The organism is Enterobacter sp. JJBC (assembly GCF_036936505.1).
In the GTDB taxonomy this organism is placed as follows: domain Bacteria; phylum Pseudomonadota; class Gammaproteobacteria; order Enterobacterales; family Enterobacteriaceae; genus Enterobacter; species Enterobacter hormaechei_C.
In genome coordinates, this window is record NZ_CP136935.1 from 723,119 (window position 1) to 740,475 (window position 17,357).

18 protein-coding genes are annotated in these 17,357 nt (G+C 56.2%); 8 read left to right on the forward strand and 10 right to left on the reverse strand.

Annotation, left to right across the window (positions count from 1 at the left end):
* Positions 1-12 precede the first annotated feature (12 nt).
* The 6 genes from RY075_RS03495 (at position 13) to RY075_RS03520 (ending at position 4,144) form a co-directional block, all read left to right on the forward strand.
* Complete coding sequence (locus RY075_RS03495; RefSeq protein WP_003863082.1) at positions 13-336, forward strand: antibiotic biosynthesis monooxygenase; 324 nt, start codon at positions 13-15, stop codon at positions 334-336.
* A complete protein-coding gene (locus tag RY075_RS03500; RefSeq protein ID WP_003863084.1) occupies positions 329-706 on the forward strand; it encodes a hypothetical protein in 378 nt (125 codons plus the stop codon). The genes RY075_RS03495 and RY075_RS03500 overlap by 8 nt, the downstream gene beginning before the upstream one ends.
* Complete coding sequence (locus RY075_RS03505; protein WP_045340719.1) at positions 699-1,394, forward strand: winged helix-turn-helix domain-containing protein; 696 nt, start codon at positions 699-701, stop codon at positions 1,392-1,394. Before RY075_RS03500 ends, RY075_RS03505 begins: the two co-directional genes overlap by 8 nt.
* A 149-nt stretch (positions 1,395-1,543) precedes the next feature.
* Positions 1,544-2,014 carry a MarR family transcriptional regulator gene (locus RY075_RS03510; RefSeq protein WP_003863089.1) on the forward strand — a complete coding sequence of 157 codons (471 nt, stop codon included), beginning with the start codon at positions 1,544-1,546 and terminating at the stop codon, positions 2,012-2,014.
* Positions 2,011-3,078, forward strand: a complete 1,068-nt coding sequence (locus RY075_RS03515) for an HlyD family secretion protein (RefSeq protein WP_086527941.1) — start codon at positions 2,011-2,013, stop codon at positions 3,076-3,078. Before RY075_RS03510 ends, RY075_RS03515 begins: the two co-directional genes overlap by 4 nt.
* On the forward strand, positions 3,068-4,144 hold the full coding sequence (locus RY075_RS03520; RefSeq protein ID WP_045331719.1) for a DUF2955 domain-containing protein: 1,077 nt from the start codon (positions 3,068-3,070) through the stop codon (positions 4,142-4,144). Before RY075_RS03515 ends, RY075_RS03520 begins: the two co-directional genes overlap by 11 nt.
* On the opposite strand, the gene RY075_RS03525 is transcribed toward RY075_RS03520, so the two are convergent.
* From RY075_RS03525 to RY075_RS03535, 3 genes are read right to left on the reverse strand one after another with little or no spacing between them, the layout of a single operon-like run.
* A complete protein-coding gene (locus tag RY075_RS03525; RefSeq protein ID WP_032608445.1) occupies positions 4,141-5,412 on the reverse strand; it encodes a DUF445 domain-containing protein in 1,272 nt (423 codons plus the stop codon). The genes RY075_RS03520 and RY075_RS03525 overlap by 4 nt on opposite strands.
* A gap of 3 nt (positions 5,413-5,415) precedes the next feature.
* Positions 5,416-6,069 (reverse strand): LysE family translocator, encoded by a 654-nt coding sequence (locus tag RY075_RS03530; protein ID WP_023315331.1) that lies wholly within the window; start codon positions 6,067-6,069, stop codon positions 5,416-5,418.
* Between the two features lie 48 nt (positions 6,070-6,117).
* Positions 6,118-6,861 carry an AraC family transcriptional regulator gene (locus RY075_RS03535; protein ID WP_032661449.1) on the reverse strand — a complete coding sequence of 248 codons (744 nt, stop codon included), beginning with the start codon at positions 6,859-6,861 and terminating at the stop codon, positions 6,118-6,120.
* 151 nt (positions 6,862-7,012) lie between these two features.
* Between RY075_RS03535 and RY075_RS03540 the strand changes: the two genes are divergently transcribed.
* Positions 7,013-8,383, forward strand: a complete 1,371-nt coding sequence (locus RY075_RS03540; RefSeq protein WP_023324109.1) for an NAD-dependent succinate-semialdehyde dehydrogenase — start codon at positions 7,013-7,015, stop codon at positions 8,381-8,383.
* 52 nt (positions 8,384-8,435) lie between these two features.
* Here the strand turns inward: RY075_RS03540 and RY075_RS03545 are convergent, their stop codons facing one another.
* Positions 8,436-8,981 (reverse strand): YfaZ family outer membrane protein, encoded by a 546-nt coding sequence (locus tag RY075_RS03545; protein WP_003856615.1) that lies wholly within the window; start codon positions 8,979-8,981, stop codon positions 8,436-8,438.
* A gap of 412 nt (positions 8,982-9,393) precedes the next feature.
* Between RY075_RS03545 and RY075_RS03550 the strand changes: the two genes are divergently transcribed.
* Positions 9,394-10,752: an esterase-like activity of phytase family protein gene (locus RY075_RS03550; RefSeq protein ID WP_032661466.1), complete on the forward strand. Its 1,359-nt coding sequence runs from the start codon at positions 9,394-9,396 to the stop codon at positions 10,750-10,752.
* A gap of 77 nt (positions 10,753-10,829) precedes the next feature.
* Here RY075_RS03550 and RY075_RS03555 read toward each other — a convergent pair whose 3' ends face one another.
* From RY075_RS03555 to RY075_RS03580, 6 genes are all read right to left on the reverse strand, one after another.
* A complete protein-coding gene (locus tag RY075_RS03555) occupies positions 10,830-12,677 on the reverse strand; it encodes a 3'-5' exonuclease (RefSeq protein WP_045340721.1) in 1,848 nt (615 codons plus the stop codon).
* A gap of 186 nt (positions 12,678-12,863) precedes the next feature.
* On the reverse strand, positions 12,864-13,817 hold the full coding sequence (yjiA, locus tag RY075_RS03560; RefSeq protein ID WP_003856612.1) for a GTPase: 954 nt from the start codon (positions 13,815-13,817) through the stop codon (positions 12,864-12,866).
* A gap of 10 nt (positions 13,818-13,827) precedes the next feature.
* Complete coding sequence (locus RY075_RS03565; protein WP_003856610.1) at positions 13,828-14,031, reverse strand: YbdD/YjiX family protein; 204 nt, start codon at positions 14,029-14,031, stop codon at positions 13,828-13,830.
* A 65-nt stretch (positions 14,032-14,096) separates the two neighbouring features.
* Positions 14,097-16,250, reverse strand: a complete 2,154-nt coding sequence (locus RY075_RS03570; protein ID WP_003856608.1) for a carbon starvation CstA family protein — start codon at positions 16,248-16,250, stop codon at positions 14,097-14,099.
* A 219-nt stretch (positions 16,251-16,469) separates the two neighbouring features.
* A complete protein-coding gene (locus RY075_RS03575; protein WP_003856607.1) occupies positions 16,470-16,727 on the reverse strand; it encodes an HTH domain-containing protein in 258 nt (85 codons plus the stop codon).
* A gap of 120 nt (positions 16,728-16,847) precedes the next feature.
* Positions 16,848-17,357, reverse strand: a complete 510-nt coding sequence (locus RY075_RS03580; RefSeq protein ID WP_003856606.1) for a 4-hydroxyphenylacetate 3-monooxygenase reductase subunit — start codon at positions 17,355-17,357, stop codon at positions 16,848-16,850.

Consider the following 17,357-nt stretch of genomic DNA (forward strand, 5'->3'; position numbering starts at 1 on the left):
GGAGAGACCATCATGATCGCAGTCCTTTTCGAAGCCAAAGCCGCGCCTGCCCATCAGGCGCGCTACCTCCAACTTGCCGCAGAGCTTAAGCCTTTGCTGGCCGACATCGACGGCTTTATCGATATCGAACGGTTCCAGAGCCTGACGACCGACGGCAAAATTCTTTCCCTTTCCTGGTGGCGGGATGAAGAGGCCGTCCGCCGCTGGAAGCAGAACGTCTTTCATCAGGCGGCGCAGGCCGAAGGACGGGCGTCGATTTTCTCTTTCTACCGTATTCGCGTGGCGCAGCTGGTGCGGGAATACAGTTCCGAAACCGGAGGGCACGCGGATGTATGACGTTCACGTGATTTTCCGCGACGGGCCCGGCGAGCTGGCGCGCTTTGGACAGCTGTTGGGGCGCAACGGCGTGGGGCTTGAGGGTGGCGGCGTATTCGGTACCGATGCCCATTTCCTGGTGGAGGACGGGGAAAAAGCCCGCCGTGTGCTGCTCGACGCCGGGTTTACCGTGCAGGCGCTGCGAAAGCCGGTGATCAGAAAGCTTAAGCAGGAGCGTCCTGGCGAGCTGGGCGAGATAGCGGCGGCGCTGGCGGCACGCGGCGTGTCTATCCTGACTCAGTACAGTGACCATGCGAATCACCTTATTCTGCTGACGGATGATGATAAGCTGGCCGCTGAGATCACCGAACCCTGGGCGGCCCATGCTTAAGACGAGTTTACCTCCTGACAACAGCGCGATGCTGGAAAAGGCGATTGCCGCGGTGGCGGCTGCAATGGCCGATCCGTCGCGCGTGAAGATGCTTTGTGCGCTAATGGACGGGCGTGCGTGGACGGCCACTGAACTGAGTGCGGCGGCAGACGTTGCGCCGTCGACCGCCAGCGGGCATCTTGCCCGGCTGGTTGAAGGGCAGCTAATTACCTGCCTGTCGCAAGGGCGGCATCGTTATTATCGTCTTGCCGGGCACGACGTGGCGGCGCTGGTGGAACAGATGATGGGGCTTTCGTGGAGCCGCATTACCCCGCCGGAAACCAGCGCGCCGAAAGCCATGCGTGAAGCCCGGACCTGCTACGACCATCTCGCAGGCGCGGTGGCGGTGCAGATCTATGATTTCATGCAGGCGGAAGGCTGGCTGGAGGCTGACGGTTCCGCATTGACCCTGTATGGTCGGGAGCAGTTCCTGGCGCTCGGTATTCCGTTAAGCGCTCATCCGCGTCGGAAGGCCTGCTGCGCCTGCCTGGACTGGAGCGAGCGGCGGTTTCATCTTGGCGGTGAGGCGGGCGCTGCGCTGCTTATCCACATGGAAAGCAAAGGCTGGATCCAGCGGGTGGCGGGTTATCGGGAGGTGGTGGTGACGGCTTCGGGGAAAAGTGCCGTCAGGAAGCATTTTAGCCGCTAAACGCCGCTGCGGGCTGATGCCCTCACCCCGACCCTCTCCCACAGGGAGAGGGAGAACATCGTTTCGCAATTCCTGCGCTTTAACTTCTCGTTTCTTGATACTTATCCTGATAACTATTATTGTGATGGCGTACTACGAGAGGGCTCCCCATGAGTGAAGAAGATCTGTTTAGCCGCAGGCCGATGGGCATGCGGATGGCGATGATCGTGCGTCAGTGGCGCGCAGTCATCGACGACGCCATTCTCGACACCGGGTTAACCCAGTCGAGCTGGACGGTGATGATGCAGCTTCATCAACTCGGGGATAACGTCTCGGTCAGCGAGCTGGCGGAAGTGCAGGGCATTGAACTGCCTCCCCTAATGCGCACGCTGACACAGCTGGAAAAGCAGGGCTACCTGCTGCGCACCGTCTCGCCGTATGACAAGCGTATCCGGCTGCTGACGCTGACGCCTGAGGGAAAAGCCATTCTTGAAAGGCTCTCTCAGGTGATTGAGACGTTCCAGGCGCGCGTATCGCAAAACATCGCGCCGGAACATATCGATATTTTCAGCGCTACTCTCAATCAAATCGCCTGCAATTTGCGGACAATCCGCGAAGAAGATAATAAGACCGAAAAATAATGACTCCTGAACAAAAGTTTGCCCGCTGGGTAAGGGTGAGTATTGCCTCTTTCCTGCTGATGTTTGTTTACTTTATCGTCGCGGATATCTGGATCCCGCTGACGCCGGACTCCACCGTGATGCGCGTGGTGACCCCGGTGTCTGCCCGCGTCTCCGGGTATGTGGCGGCGGTACATGTCCATAACAATAGCCAGGTTAAGAAAGGCGATCTGCTGTTTGAGCTCGACGCCACGCCGTTTCGCAATAAGGTCGAGGCGGCGCAGATCGCGCTGGAACAGGCGCGTCTGTCTAACGATCAGCTGGATGCGCAGATTGCCGCAGCGCAGGCCAGCCTGAAAACCGCCGTGCTGACCGCGCGTAACGACAAAGTGACATTCGACCGCTACCAGAAACTGAGCACCTTGCAGAACGTATCGCAGGCGGATCTGGATAAGGTCCGTACCACCTGGCAGAGCAGCGAGCAGTCCGTCAGCTCGATCCAGGCGAATATTCATAACCTGCGCATTCAGCGCGGCGAGCGGGATGAGCACCGTAACGTGACGCTGCAAAAATACCGTAACGCGCTGGATGAAGCGGAGCTGAATCTTGGCTGGACGAAGGTCTACGCCGAGGCGGACGGCACGGTCAGTAACCTGCAATTAAGCCCCGGTTTTTACGCCTCATCCGGTTCGGCTGCGCTGGCGCTGGTGAACACCCGGATCGATATCGTGGCGGATTTCCGCGAGAAGAGCCTGCGTCATACCCATCAGGGGACCGACGCTGCCGTGGTGTTTGACGCCTTCCCGGGGCACGTTTTCCGTGCCCACGTTACCAGCAGCGACGCGGGGATCCTCGCCGGACAGGAGGCCGTAAACGGTCAACTTTCTGAACCGGAAACCTCCAACCGCTGGGTGCGTGATGCCCAGCGTATGCGCATTCACGTAGCGCTGGACGAAGCCTTACCGAAGCCGCTGCCGACCGGCGCGCGCGCCACCGTGCAGCTCTACAACAGCGAAGGGCCGTTTGCGCGATTCTTCTCCGGGATGCAAATCCATCTGGTGAGCCTGCTTCACTATGTCTATTAGCACCCTGGCACGGGTATTTACCCCGCACGGCAACATCGTCTATACGGCAAACGACTTTCGCCAGACCCTGCGTATCGTCTTTGCCGGGATGATTGCGCTCAGTATTTCGAGTTTCTACAACACCAGCTACGGCGTGTTTTTTGTGGTCTACCCGATCATGCTTCTCTCGCTGGTACCGGTGTTTAATCGCCACGTGGCGAAGCAGTTTATCTTCAGCGCCTCGCTGAACTGCGTCGAAATGGTGTTGATTATCGGCTATCTGTCGCAGTGGCCGGTCATCATGACGCTGGTGGTGTTTGCCCTGTACGTGATGCGTTTTCGCTTTATGAGTAAGGGGCCGCTGTTCCTGTTCGGCTCGATGGGCGTGGTTTGCCAGAGCGTGATGCTCAACTTTATGAGCTACCCCACCACCAACTGGCACACGCTTTTATTCTCTAACATCGAAGCGAGCGTGATGGCGGTGTGCCTGAGCGCGCTGATGAACTACCTGCTGCCGGACGTGGAGCCGCGTAAGCCGCCGCCGCTGATTGAGAAAGACGATGCCCGCGTGCGCCACGAGTCGCTGCTATCCGGCACCGTGGCGACGCTGATTTTCGTCGTGTTCCAGATTAGCGACTTAAGCGATTCGCTTTCGGCGCTGATGGCGGGGATTTTGATCCTGTTCCCGATGCACTATCGCGGCTCGGTTATCAGCTCCATCTGGCGCGTGGTTGGCGTGGTGCTGGGGTGCCTCTATATCCTTGTCGTCCAGCTTATCCTCTACGATCACAGCAGCCATATGCTGCTGATGATGCCGCTGATTGGCCTTGGTCTGGCGTTTGGCGCGCGTCTGCACGTAATGGAGAAGGTCGGCGCCGGGGTAGGCTTCGCCAGTATCACCACCATCGGCATTATGTTCGGGCAGAACATGCACCCGGACAGCGACCTGGTGTTCAGCGATCTATACCGCATCACCTCCGTTACCTTCGCGCTGGTGGTCACGCTGACGATGGTCTTTCTGGTGCACCTGATCCTGAATCGCTTCGAGGCGACGCGCTACGTTATCGCGCCGCCAGAAGCGGATTAATGCCCCAGCACGGCGGGTAGCTGCGAGAGCAGAAACAGGATCAGGCCAATCGTACCGCCCACCAGGGTACCGTTAACGCGAATGAACTGAAGATCTTTACCGATATTGAGTTCTATCTGACGTGACATGTCTTTGGCATCCCAGCTTTTCACCGTGTCGCTGATATGGCGCGTCAGGAACGCGGCGAAATCCGGCGCCACGCGGTGCGCGGCCTGCTCCAGATGCTCATTCAGCGACGCCCGCAGGCTGGCGTCGTTGGTCAGCGTTTCGCCAAACCACAGCCCGGCGTTGGCGATACGCTGCTTCACGCGGGAATCATCGCTCTGCATGTCATTTTTCAGCCACTGGCGCAGGTCAGCCCACATTTCCCCCAGATAGCGGTTAAAGGCCTCATCATTCTTGAGGTAGTGTTTGATATTCTCGGCTTTCGCCGTCATCTCCGGATCGTTTTTCAGATTGTCGATGAACTTGATTGTGGCGCGGTCAAATGCCTGACGGATCTGGTGCGTACGGTCGTGGCTGATATCGTCCAGCAGCGTGTTCACCGCGTTCGACACCATCTCCGCGCTTTGATCGCCCAGCCACTCGGTGGGCAGCACCATGGCCTTGCGCGGATGCTCGGTCTTAAGCCAGTGAACGATCTGGTCAGCAATAAATTCCCGCGTGCTTTCCCGCTGAATCAGGGTAATCAGGCGGTTTATGATGGCGTCCAGCAGCACCTGGTGACGGTTGTTTTTGGTCATGCTTTCCAGCATGACGGCGCTGGTCTCGGTTAAATCGACCTTGTCGATAGCCTTATGCACCGCGCGTTTGAGCAGGCGCTGGATGCGCCCATCGTCGGTAAGTTCCAGAAAACCGCCCATCACCTGCACCAGATGCTGCCCCACGCGCCGGGCGTTATCGGGCTGGCTGAACCAGGTCCCAATCATCTGTGCGGGCTCGTAGCGACGGATAAGATCGACAAGGGATTGCGTATCGAGAAACTTTTCCTGCACGAACTGGCCGAGATTGTCGCCGATGCGGTCTTTATTGCGCGGGATAATCGCCGTATGGCGCGAGATAAAGGGAATGGGCACCCGGCGGAACAGCGCGACAACGGCAAACCAGTCCGCCAGCGCGCCAACCATCGCCGCCTCGGCAATGGCCTTTACGCCGCGCACCCAGAAGGTTTGCGGCATGAACAGGGTGGTGATAAACGCTGCGACGGCAATCAGCAGCAGCGACAGCGCGAGAAGCTTGGCGCGTTTGAGTTCGGTATGCTTTTCCATGGGTTAAGGATAGAGGGATACGGGGGAAAAGTGCAAAAACCGCCACAGCACCCACCCACCAAACCCCATCAATACCACCCCCGCCGTGCGCTCTATCAGCCAGAGCGAACGGCTGAGCTTTCGCTGAACCGCCGGTAACCCCATCAGCGATACCAGCGCAAAATCCCATACCAGTACTACCATCACCATCCAGACGCCGCAGGTCGCCTGCTGAAGCAGCGTGACGTGCGGCCCGAGTAACGCCGTCATTAGCGCCAGGTAGAACAACGCGTTTTTGGGATTTAACAACGCCGAACCCAGCCCCAGCAGGATCTGCTTACGCAGCGAAGGGCAGCGCTCATCTGTTTCATTTAGCGCCAGCGTCTGCGGTCGGCTGCGTACAAGATGCGAGCCGATCCAGAGCAAATACAGTGCACCGGATAATTCAATCAACGTGAACAGCCACGCGAACTGACGCAGCGCGCTCCATCCTATAATGACCAGCAAAATGTAAAGCCCGTTTCCTGCCGCTATCCCGATGCACAATCCGGCGCTGCCGCGCAGTCGGTAGCGGGCGGCGTAGCCCATCAGCAGGAAGAAATCCGGGCCAGGGCTTAACAGGGCAACAAAATGCGCCAGCGCCAGGGCGAGAAAAGCGGAAGGGAAGAATAGTTCCATAGCGACCTCAGAATGCAAAACTGGGGCCAGACTACGAAAACACAGAACCTATTTATTGTCTGTTATTGATCGGCCCGTAGCGTACTGGCGCGGTGTGGCGGCGGTGTAGCGCACAAAGGTCTTATGAAAATGGCTCTGGTCGGCAAACCCGCTCTGGTAGCCGACGTCGGCAATGTCGTCTCCGGCACGCAGCCGCGCTTTGGCGTACTCCACGCGGGAGACGTTGAGAAAGCTGACCGGCGTCAGGCCGGTGTCCTGCCGGAAGGTGCGGATCAGCGTCTCCTTGCGCAGCGAGAATCGTTGCGCAAGTTCGTCAAGCGAAGGTGGTGCGGCCAGGTCGGCAAGAAATGCCTGCTGAAGGTGCTGACTGGTAGAGCGAAGCGCGTCTGCGTTTTCCACGCTGCGGGGAAGGGCAGAAAGTAGCGTGTCCACGGAGGCAGGTGACATCGTCTCAACAACATCAAGGTAGCGCTTAAAGAGCGCAGGGTCGCGAATCACCTGGAACGCCAGAGGAAGAGCGGTGTCGATATAGAGCATATGGTAGCTGCGCGGTTGCCCGTTGACGGGATTGCAGCTGTGCGGCGCGTAAGCCGGGATGACAATGAGATCGCCGGGGTTCAGGATAGACTCTCTCCCATGACTGACGCAGCAGGTCTGGCCTTCCACAATCGCGCCGATGGAGAGCTGCGGGTGACAATGACGCTTATAGGCCTGCGTGCTCTGCCACGTGCTGCGCAGCTCAAGGCCTGAGGCGCGGTGAAAAGTCTGCCGGATGTGTCGGGTATCGGTCATATGAACTCCTTCTGGACGTTTTTTATACCACGTCAGCGAACCGTCTGGCAGCGCTTCATTAAGAACCTTCCGTATATACCCAACTTTACCTTCATAGCCAGTCACATTGACTACCCTTAATACCCTAAGCGGTAAAACAAGGAGATTCGATATGGCTTACCAGACAGTAAATCCTGCCACGAACCAGCTCATCAAAGAATATCCCTCTCACACTGACGCAGACGTTGAAGCGGCGCTGAAGGCAGCCGATGCGCTCTATCACTCCGACTGGGCGAAAGGCGACATAAGCCAGCGCCTGCCGGTGCTGCATAAGCTGGCGGACCTGATCGACGAACGCGTGGAGGATCTGGCGAAAATCGCCAGTCAGGAGATGGGTAAGCTCATCGAACAAAGCCGCGGTGAAGTGAAGCTATGCGCGCAAATCGCCCGCTACTATGCTGACAACGCGAAGCAGTTCCTGGCCCCGGTGAAGTATGACTCTGAACTCGGGGAAGCATGGGTTGAACATCACCCCATCGGCGTGCTGATGGCCGTCGAACCATGGAACTTCCCATACTATCAGCTGATGCGCGTTCTGGCGCCAAACCTGGCGGCGGGCAACCCGGTGATCGCCAAGCATGCCAGTATCGTGCCGCACTGTGCAGAAACCTTTGCACAGCTGGTACGTGAAGCGGGCGCGCCGGAAGGGGCGTGGACCAACCTGTTTATCTCGTCCGAACAGGTGGCGAACATCATCGCCGACGATCGCGTACAGGGGGCGGCGCTGACCGGTTCAGAAAAAGCGGGTAGCGTAGTTGCGGCACAGGCTGCGAAACACATCAAAAAATCGACCCTTGAACTGGGCGGGAACGACGTCTTCGTGGTGCTGGACGATGCGGATCTGGAGAAAGCCGTGAAGATCGGCGTTAACGCGCGGCTTAATAACGCCGGGCAGGTCTGTACCGCGGCGAAGCGCTTTATCCTGCATGAAAAGATTGCAGACGCCTTCCTGAACAAATTCACCGAGGCGTTTAAGCAGGTGAAGATTGGCGATCCGCTGGACGAAAGTACCACGCTGGGGCCTTTGTCATCCAAAGACGCGCTGGAGACGCTAACTAAGCAGGTTAACGAGGCGGTGAAAAACGGCGCGAAGCTGCACCATGGCGGCAAGCCGGTGCAGCGTGACGGGAGCTTCTTTGAGCCGACCATCCTGACCAATATCTCGCGCGATAACCCGGCGTATTTCGAAGAGTTCTTTGGTCCGGTAGCGCAGATTTATGTGGTGAAAAACGACGACGAGGCGGTTGCCCTGGCGAACGACTCCCACTACGGTCTGGGCGGAGCGGTGTTCAGCCAGAACATCGAGCGCGCGAAGAAAATGGCGTCGCGCATTGAGACCGGGATGGTGTACATCAACTGGCTCACCGATACGGCGGCAGAACTGCCGTTCGGCGGCGTAAAACGTTCGGGTTACGGACGCGAGCTGTCGGATCTGGGGATCAAAGAGTTTGTGAACCAGAAGCTGGTGGTGGTGCGTAAGTGACGTAGTAATAAAAAACCTGCCGAAGGGCAGGTTTTTTTATCTATCAGGTGGCTTAGAAGCTCACGCCGCCGCCGAAGTAAGCGCCGTCTACCAGCGTGTGGTTTGGACGACCGTCTTTGCCATCAACGCTCACGTGGCGGTAGCCCACTTTCAGCGTAACCGGTTTGACCGGGGTCCAGCTTACGCCGCCGTTAGCTTCAACGTAGTTCTTCACGCTGTTGTTCAGTCCGTCTGGCGCAACGTAGCCTTCACCGAATACCCTGATGCTGTCGGTCAGGGCAACGTTCACACCGCCGCCGACCGGGAACGCCACGCCGTTATCACCTTTCTTCGGGCCAACGTAGAGGGCCTTAGCGCCTGCGTTCAGCATTACCGGGCCGACTTCGAAATTGTAGCCTGCGCCCACGCCACCGGTCGTGGTGCCGTCGTCGGTGTTTTTCAGCCAATTACCTTCGGTGTAAAGACCGGAGGTTGATTTGCCCATTTCCACATTCAGATTGGTAAAGTTTTTACCCTGCTCAATGCTGCCGCCCATTGCCAGTGCGGAGCCCGATACGGCGGTGAGAGCGGAAAGGATGAGAACGTTAAGCTTTTTCATGCGTGTTTCCTCGTCATCAAATTAATCTGAGGGCACCTTAACAAGGGATGTTTATGACTGCAAATGTGATGAGTATCGCAGTTTTATGCTGTTATTTGTTGGGTTTTTTAATCTTAAATGTTGATGAGATGTTTTTATGGCAGATCGTCAATCCTCAATCCATTCGTGTTTAGGGAAAGTTTATATTTTTGGCTAAACGTTTAATGAACGAGGCGAAGAAAGCCGTTTGAGGTGAATTAATTAAGTTTCTAATAATTTCCAAAAGTATTTCGGCTGTCACAGATCAAGACAGAGGTTTACATTTCTGGTGATTGCTATACGTATTTCTTTGCCGATCCGCTGTCTTTTCATGTCATTTTTCTGACACGTTTCTTCATTACGTTGTTGGCTTCACTTACTGGATGCTAACAATATGAAAAGAAAAATTATTCCTGTGCTTATCGGTTGTGCGCTCTCTTTCTCTGGCCTGGCTGCGCAGCCTACCGCTGAGCGCTATATCGTCAGCTTCCCTGACGGCTCCCATGTGAAATACAGCGGCGCGTTTGCCGATGCGTTCCCGAACGGGCTCCCGGTGGGGATGGGTTCTGGTCTGTTGTTCACGGGCAAGCAGGGCGATGCGCTGACGTTTGCGACCGTGACCGATCGCGGTCCTAACGCGGATTCGCCAAAAATGGGGAAAAACGATGCCAAAATCTTTGTTACCCCGGATTTCGCTCCGCTGCTGATGACGATCCGCGTGCAAAACGGTAAAGCGGAGGCCGTGGACGCGCGACCGCTGCATGACGATAAAGGCGAGATCAACGGCCTGCCGCTGCAAAGCGGTGTGATTGGTTCCACCAATGAAGTCGCGCTAAGCGACACCTTAAAAGTACTGAAAGGCGATAACCGCGGGCTGGATACGGAAGGCATCACGCCGGACGGGAAGGACGGCTACTGGCTGTGCGATGAGTATGGCCCGTTCCTGATTAACGTCGACAGTAAAGGGAAAATCCTCGCGATCCACGGTCCGCAGGCGACGCAAGGGGAGAAGTCCATCGCGGGCGGTCTGCCAAACGTTATCAAATGGCGTCAGGCAAACCGGGGCTTCGAAGGGCTGACCCGCATGCCGGACGGACGCATTATCGCCGCCGTGCAAAGCACGCTGGATATTGACGGGAAGAGCAAAAAACAGGCGCTGTTTACGCGTCTGGTGAGCTTCGATCCGGCGACCGGGAAAACCGCGATGTACGGCTACCCTGTCGACAGCGCGGCCTACAGCAAAAACAGCGACGCCAAAATCGGCGACATAGTGGCGCTGGATAACCACACCATCCTGCTGATTGAACAGGGTGAGGATAAAAATGACGCAATGCGTAACCTCATCTACAGGGTGGATCTGAGCAAGGCGAGCGATCTGGCCGCCTTCGACAAGCCGGGCGAATACCCGGAGTTTGATGATGAGAAAACGCTGGCGCAGCGCGGCATTACACTTGCTGAAAAAACGCAGGTGGTCGATCTGCGTGCGCTGGGCTGGCAGCAGGAAAAGGCCGAAGGACTGGCGCTGATTGACAGCAAAACGCTGGCGGTAGCGAACGATAACGATTTTGGCGTGAAGGTAGCGATGCAAAACCCGGTCGAGGGCAAGAAGCTTAAGGATTACCGGGTGAACGCGGAAGGCAAGCTGACGCTGGATGATAAACCGGTGGAAACCACGCTCAGCGTGAAGCCGCTGAAGAAGCCGGAGTCCGACAGCGAGCTGTGGATTGTGACGCTGCCGGAGGCGTTGAAATAAGTTTCCCCCTCACCCTAACCCTCTCCCCGCGGGGGAGAGGGGATTGTTCGGTGCAGATACTTTTCAACGCGGAATAGTTAGATCGACTTAACGCTCTTTTCCCAGGTCTCGACCAGATGATCTCGCAGGCTTCCGGTTCCGTGCATTGTCACCAGAAGATTCTGTCGTGCGCGGGTAATGCCGACGTAAAGGCGCTTGATATCGTCACTCAGATCTTCACTGTCTCTTTCCTTTGCCGCATCCATAATGGCGACCGAATTAAACTCAAGCCCCTTGCTGCTGGGCAGCGGCATGACGCAGAGGTAATCATTCTGCGGGGACCAGTGCTTTTTATCATCGCTGGAGACAATCATCTGGTATGGGATCTTGCGGGCTTCAAGCCTTGGCGCGAGCATGCCTGAAATGCTGTAGGTTGAGGGGCACAGTATGGCGATTTCTGACCACGCAACACCTTCCTGTCGCTGCTCTGTGACCCAATCGAGGACGCGTGTAATCTCCTCGTCCTGATTATCAAAGCTGGCCAGCGCGGGATACTTCCCGGACAGGCCACCTGCGGCAGGCTGCTGGTATTTGAGAGAAGCTTCTATGTGATTATTGAGATAATTAAATGCTACGCTGCTGGCAAAATGGAGTATTTGCCGGGTGTTGCGATAATTGGTATCCAAAATAGTTGTACGGCCCTGAGCCTTTATATCGACGCTGGACAGGGTAAAATCGAGAGCTTTCTTTTTCTGATAAATTGACTGAGCGTCATCGTACAGGAACAGCAGGGAGCTATCTTTATTGTCCGGCATTTTGGCGAGGATTCTTAGCCATTCCGGTTTAAAATCGTGTCCTTCATCTATCAAAACGGCGCTGTACTGCTCCGGTTTGATTGCTCCCTCTTCAAATGCCACCGTCAGCGCATTTTCCATCAGCTCAATAAAGTTTTTGCTCCTGGGGGGAAGACGTCGATGCGCGTTTAATTGCTGATAACACCAGGCGTGGAAATGGATAACTTCGACGGGAAGTCTGAGGCTATGCTGTTCGAGCTGCGCTTTGAGTTTTTTAGCCAGCGTAATGTTGTAGCAAATCACCAGTATCGGTTTGGTGTTTTCAATGTTGTTGGCAAGCTCAATACATCGGTGGTGCAAAATGAGCGTTTTGCCCGAACCTGCCACGCCATGAATTACCCTGTGTCCCGCCCCCATACTTCTGGCGAGTTGTTCCTGGTTCCTGTCCATCATGCATACCACATCAGGGGTGTGGAAAGTAAAATTATCCAGGCCAACCCGCGTAACGGATGGGTTAATGCGGACATCGGGATAAAGATGCCACCGGATGCGGTCGAGCTGCTGTGGTGTTGTGTTATGAACAAAGTGATGTTTGAGAAGGGATTCGAGCCGGCCAGAGATTTGTTCTCGAGTCATAAACTCGTTGAGTTCGTCTTTGCATATTACCTGGCTGGCGGGCAATATTTCATTCAACTCCTCAGGTGTAAAACTCTTTTCCAGCTGTGCCCGAGTGATGTTGCTCAAATAAACGCCGTATCCATACGGCATAATAAAACCGCCCTCATGATCTCCCTGTTTCTGGCGAAGCAGGGGATCTTTTTTCAGGCTATTGATGATATGAAAGGTATATTGTCGAACTTGTTCGAGTGGGTTCTTCAACGGCTCTATGCCGTTTTTGGTTTCATAATTAATATGGGTTTTATTAGCCGATTTTATTTTTGTGATATACCAGTCTTTCACTTCTATAAACAGCAGCCCTTTATCGGGGGCCAGAATCACAAAATCAGGATGATCGTCTTTGTCTCCCATTCGGGTATCATACCAGCAGGTACATTGTTCGCTGAGCCCACCCTCCAGAAGCCTTGCCAGTCTTTTTTCTCCTGCCGTAATTTTCTCGCTACAGCTGCTAACCGTGGGAATAATGATTGCCATATTACGCCTACCAATTCATGAAAATTATATAAATCCAATTAATTAATATTGTAAACAATATTAATCAAAGCATGATTTCATTCATGATAAGAACATTAACAGACAATATTGCAAACAGAAAGGGCGAAACCCGCATTTTGCCTTAATGAAATAAGCCCCTTTTACTGTTTAAAAGGGAGCGACGATTTACTTTTTCAGCCCCGCAAACGCTGCCCGAATTTCTTCTTCCGGCAGCTGTATTCCAATAAACACCATCACGCTGTGCGGCGTTTCATCGCCCCACGGGCGATCCCAGTCGGCGCTGTACAGGCGCTGCACCCCCTGGAACAGCAGGCGGTTCGGCTCGCCGTCGATCCACAGCATCCCTTTATAGCGCAGCAGCTTGTCGGCAAACGACAGCAGCAGGTTTTCCATCACGCGGGAGACCTCGCTGATGTCTACCGGGTAGTCCAGCTCCACCACAATCGACGCCACGTCGTTTTGCTTGTCGGACATAAAGTGAAAGCGCGGTTTCGCGGTAACGTTCTCTTCCAGCATAAAGCCGTTGGTGTTGAACAGCTGAGCGAGATCGATATCGCCGTGCGTCACCGTATAAATGGGCGCACGCGAGTTAATGCGCGTCAGGCGCTCGCGCAGTTTTTCGCTTTCACCTGCCACGTCGGTTTTGGTCAGCAGGATGCGGTCGGCGTAGCCCACCTGAGACTGGGCGATGGTGAACTGGTTCATCTGCTCGTCGGCGTGTACCGCATCCACCAGAGCGATGACACCGTCCAGCAGGTAGCGCTGGCAGATGATCTCGTGGGAGAAAAAGGTCTGAATAATCGGGCCGGGGTCGGCCATGCCGGTGCACTCGATCACCAGACGGTCGAAGACGATGTCACCGCGATCGCGGCTGTCGAGCAGGTCCAGCAGGGCGTCTTCTAATTCGTTAGAGCGGGTGCAGCAGATGCAGCCGTTGGTCAGGGTTTTGATCTGGGTGGCGCGGTCGCCAATCAGCTGATCGTCAACGGAGACTTCGCCAAATTCGTTTTCGATGACGGCGATTTTGAAGCCGTGCTGCTCGTTCAGAATGTGGCGCAGCAGGGTGGTTTTACCGGCGCCGAGAAAACCGGTCAGCAGGGTAACGGCAATCGGGGTCATGGTTTCTCCTTTAGCAGCAGCGGACGCCGCCTTCTCCACTTCCGCCGTAGCGCGCTTCCTGACGCTCGCGGAAGAATTCAGTGTAAGTCATGTACGGCTTATCCGGATGGTTGGTCTTCATATGCTCAACGTAGTTGTCATAGTCCGGAATGCCAATCAGCATTTTCGCCGCCTGACCGAGGTATTTTTTTGCTTCGCCTAAGTTACCAAACATTGAGGGTTCCAGATAGAAGAAGCCCGGAGGCGCGCAGCGATCCGGGCCTACAGTAACATGCTTAATTAATGGTGTGATGAGGTCTTCACGCCGCCTTCCGGCACCGGCACGTACGGGGTTTCTTTATCCGTACGGCCCTCAACGTTACGCACTTTCATCCAGGTTTTGATGCCATAGAAGATAATGCTGTACACCACCACCAGGAACAGAATGCTCAGACCCGCGTTGGTGTAGTTGTTCACCACGATATGGTTCATGTTGGCAATCTGCTGCGCGGTCAGATCCGCGCCGCCTGCGGCAATCTTCTCTTTGTACTGGTTAGCCATGAAGAAGAAGCCTTCCAGCTGCGGGTTGGTGCTGAACAGTTTCAGACCCAGCGCCCAGGTAGTGCAGAGCAGCAGCCACAGCGCAGGCACCACGGTGACCCAGATGTATTTGGTGCGTTTCATCTTCACCAGGACAACGGTACCCAGCACCAGGGCCACAGCCGCCAGCATCTGGTTAGAGATGCCGAACAGCGGCCACAGGCTCTTAACGCCGCCCAGCGGGTCAACAACGCCCTGATACAGCAGATAACCCCACAGGCCTACGCAGCCCGCGGTACCCAGAACACCGGCCACCAGAGAGTCGGTTTTCTTCAGGAATGGCACGAAGTTACCCAGCAGATCCTGCAACATGAAGCGGCCTGCACGCGTACCGGCATCCAGCGCGGTGAGGATGAACAGCGCTTCAAACAGAATACCGAAGTGGTACCAGAAGCCCATGTCCGCCCACGGCAGCACTTTGTGGAACACGTGTGCGATACCCACCGCCAGCGTTGGCGCGCCACCTGCGCGGTTCAGCACGGACGGTTCGCCGATGTCTTTCGCGGTCTGCATGATCTGCTCAGGCGAAATTACGAAGCCCCAGGAGCTGACGGTCGCCGCCGCGTGTGCGCTGGCGTCTTTCAGCTGCGCCAGGATCAGCGCGGTATTTTCGCCGCCCATCTCATGCAGGTTTGGCATGGTGATGCCGAGACCCGCTGGTGGGGTGTTCATCGCAAAGTACAGACCTGGCTCGATAATCGACGCTGCAACCAGCGCCATGATCGCCACGAAGGACTCCATCAGCATCGCGCCGTAACCGATGAAGCGCGCGTCGGTTTCGTTGGCCATCAGCTTCGGCGTGGTGCCCGAGGCGATCAGCGCGTGGAAGCCAGACACGGCACCGCAGGCGATGGTGATAAACAGGAACGGGAACAGAGCGCCTTTCCACAGCGGACCGGTACCGTCAATGTACTGCGTCACCGCTGGCATTTTCAGCTCAGGATTGATGATCACAATCCCGATTGCCAGCCCGACGATCACGCCGATTTTCAGGAAGGTCGCCAGGTAGTCGCGCGGAGCCAGAATCAGCCACACCGGCAACAGCGCTGAGATGAACGCGTAACCGATCAGCGCGAAGGTGATGGTGGTGTCTTTAAAGGTCAGCGCCGGGCCCCAGTACGGGTCGTGCGCAATCACGCCGCCGAAGTAGATGGAGGCGACCAGCAGCACGATACCGATGACCGACACCTCGCCAACGCGGCCAGGGCGCAGGAAGCGCATGTAGATGCCCATGAACAGCGCAATCGGTACGGTAGAGCAGACGGTGAAGACGCCCCACGGACTTTCGGCCAGCGCTTTCACCACGATCAGCGCCAGCACCGCGAGGATGATGATCATGATCAGGAAGCAGCCAAAGAGGGCGATGGTGCCCGGCACGCGGCCCATCTCTTCTTTGATCATCTCACCCAGCGACGAACCGTTACGGCGCGAGGAGATAAACAGCACCATAAAGTCCTGCACCGCTCCCGCCAGCACCACGCCCGCCAGCAGCCAGAGCGTACCCGGCAGGTAGCCCATCTGCGCAGCCAGCACCGGACCGACCAGCGGACCCGCGCCTGCAATGGCGGCAAAGTGGTGACCAAACAGCACGTAACGGTTGGTTGGCACGTAGTTCAGGCCGTCATTGTTAATGACCGCCGGGGTGGCGCGCGTCGGGTCGAGCTTCATGACCTTCTGCGCGATGTACAAGCTGTAGTAGCGATAAGCCACAAGATAGACGGAAACCGACGCGACCACGATCCACAGGGCGCTGACGTGTTCGCCCCGGCGTAATGCGACAACCGCCAGACAGAAAGCACCGATGATCCCGAGGATGGCCCAGGGCACGTGCTTAAGTAGTTTTTTAGTATCCATAGTAAGACCTGGTTTTTTATGTAAAGAAAAAAGGGTCAGGGTTCGTTGTGAGGAGGTATTGATTAATGCTGGAGCGATCGTGCCAGATCCTCGCGCGTATAAAGCACGGTAAATAGGTGAGTGGTTGAAAGCGATGCGTGAGCGGTCAAAAGCGAGGGTGAGTGGTTAAGGCTCACCCACGGTGGAAGAAAATATGTGATTGAGATCACTGAGAATAATCTACCCCTGCGGGGTTTCGTCGTTCGCTTCAGGGCAGTGCACGCAGCGGCAGGTCTGATACGCAGGCAGCAGCTGATAGCGCCCTTTGCCGTCGTGTTCAATAATCGGGGAAAGCGCCTGCAAATCGCGGTACACCGTACGTTCGGTAATGCCAAATTTTTGCATCAGATCGCGGCGATTAACGCTTCCGTTGCGGTGCAGGGCAATAATGATGTCAACCAGACGTTCAGCCGAGCGGCTTCGGGGTGAAGGGGCCATAAGACTTTCCAGCGTTAAGGGGGCGCCTGACGACGTCGCCAGCCGCCCCGGAAAATTTATCTTATGGATAGTTAACGGCGCACCTTTGCGGAAACCTTAGCGTTTTTTTGTGCAACGGGATCAAACCGCGGCTTCCATCTCCATCATCACCGGGTGGAAACGGCGTTTGAAGTAGATCAGGCCGTGCCCCTCGCTGCTGAGGATGATGTTCTTAATCTCCACAAGGTAGACCAGATGGGTACCGATGGTTTGCACCTGGGTTATCTCGCCTTCCAGGCTTGCCAGAGCGCCTTTCAGCACCGGCTGCGCCAGCGGTCCTTTCTGCCAGCAGGAGAGAGCAAAGCGCTCCTCCATTGCCATGCCGGTCATCCCGGCAAAGTGGCGGGCCATGATCTCCTGCTCGTGGTTCAGCACGTTGACACACAGTTTGCCGTTGCCCTGGAAGACCGGGTTCATGGCGCTGTTGGCGTTGATGCAGACCATGACCGAAGGCGGGGTGTCCGTGACCGAACAGACGGCGGTGGCGGTAATGCCGCAGCGACCCGCATCGCCCTCGGTGGTGACCACATTCACCGCCGCCGACAGGCTGGCCATCGCGTCGCGAAAACGCAGGCGTTCTTCAGATTGCAT

Bases quoted from the DNA above. Each gene is read 5' to 3' on its own strand.
- RY075_RS03495 (WP_003863082.1), top strand. From the start codon at position 13: ATGATCGCAGTCCTTTTCGAAGCCAAAGCCGCGCCTGCCCATCAGGCG.
- RY075_RS03500 (WP_003863084.1), top strand. From the start codon at position 329: ATGTATGACGTTCACGTGATTTTCCGCGACGGGCCCGGCGAGCTGGCG.
- RY075_RS03505 (WP_045340719.1), top strand. From the start codon at position 699: ATGCTTAAGACGAGTTTACCTCCTGACAACAGCGCGATGCTGGAAAAG.
- RY075_RS03510 (WP_003863089.1), top strand. From the start codon at position 1,544: ATGAGTGAAGAAGATCTGTTTAGCCGCAGGCCGATGGGCATGCGGATG.
- RY075_RS03520 (WP_045331719.1), top strand. From the start codon at position 3,068: ATGTCTATTAGCACCCTGGCACGGGTATTTACCCCGCACGGCAACATC.
- RY075_RS03525 (WP_032608445.1), bottom strand. From the start codon at position 5,412: ATGGAAAAGCATACCGAACTCAAACGCGCCAAGCTTCTCGCGCTGTCG.
- RY075_RS03530 (WP_023315331.1), bottom strand. From the start codon at position 6,069: ATGGAACTATTCTTCCCTTCCGCTTTTCTCGCCCTGGCGCTGGCGCAT.
- RY075_RS03535 (WP_032661449.1), bottom strand. From the start codon at position 6,861: ATGACCGATACCCGACACATCCGGCAGACTTTTCACCGCGCCTCAGGC.
- RY075_RS03540 (WP_023324109.1), top strand. From the start codon at position 7,013: ATGGCTTACCAGACAGTAAATCCTGCCACGAACCAGCTCATCAAAGAA.
- RY075_RS03545 (WP_003856615.1), bottom strand. From the start codon at position 8,981: ATGAAAAAGCTTAACGTTCTCATCCTTTCCGCTCTCACCGCCGTATCG.
- RY075_RS03550 (WP_032661466.1), top strand. From the start codon at position 9,394: ATGAAAAGAAAAATTATTCCTGTGCTTATCGGTTGTGCGCTCTCTTTC.
- RY075_RS03555 (WP_045340721.1), bottom strand. From the start codon at position 12,677: ATGGCAATCATTATTCCCACGGTTAGCAGCTGTAGCGAGAAAATTACG.
- yjiA (WP_003856612.1), bottom strand. From the start codon at position 13,817: ATGACCCCGATTGCCGTTACCCTGCTGACCGGTTTTCTCGGCGCCGGT.
- RY075_RS03565 (WP_003856610.1), bottom strand. From the start codon at position 14,031: ATGTTTGGTAACTTAGGCGAAGCAAAAAAATACCTCGGTCAGGCGGCG.
- RY075_RS03570 (WP_003856608.1), bottom strand. From the start codon at position 16,250: ATGGATACTAAAAAACTACTTAAGCACGTGCCCTGGGCCATCCTCGGG.
- RY075_RS03575 (WP_003856607.1), bottom strand. From the start codon at position 16,727: ATGGCCCCTTCACCCCGAAGCCGCTCGGCTGAACGTCTGGTTGACATC.
- RY075_RS03580 (WP_003856606.1), bottom strand. From the start codon at position 17,357: ATGCAATCTGAAGAACGCCTGCGTTTTCGCGACGCGATGGCCAGCCTG.